This window comes from Oleiphilus sp. HI0128 (assembly GCF_001635365.1).
In genome coordinates, this window is the sequence record NZ_LWGG01000584.1 from 1 (window position 1) to 477 (window position 477).

Annotated in this window: 1 pseudogene; it reads right to left on the reverse strand. The window is 45.3% G+C overall.

Annotated features, from left to right (window positions below):
* Nucleotides 1–122: 122 nt before the first annotated feature.
* Nucleotides 123–477: pseudogene (locus A3763_RS07120) on the reverse strand (type VI secretion system ATPase TssH); the annotation flags it as partial.

Consider the following 477-nt stretch of genomic DNA (forward strand, 5'->3'; position numbering starts at 1 on the left):
CTAAGCCCTGAAGAGATCAACGAAAAGAAGGCAAACTTCCAAAAACAAATTGAAGACTACTGCCAATAATACAATACGGAGGACACCGAGCCTTTAGACCATACCAAAAGCTCGGTGCCTTACTACCTTTTTTCAAACACTATTTCATCTGCTTCAGCTCTCGCTACTATAGTGTCACCCGACACATAATCACCTGCCAACAAATTCTGAGCCAATGGATTCTCAACCCAACGCTGTATAGCTCGCTTTAGAGGCCTTGCCCCATAAACCGGATCAAACCCGGCTTCGGCCAACTTAGCCATAGCATCCGCCTCAAACTCCAAGGTAATATCCTGCTCTAACAAACGCTTACTTAAGCCTTTCAATTGAATCTGCGCTATACCCTGAATTTGCTGGGCTCCCAAAGCATGGAAGACCACCACTTCATCAATACGGTTGATAAACTCCGGCCTAAAATGAGCCGATACAGAATCCATG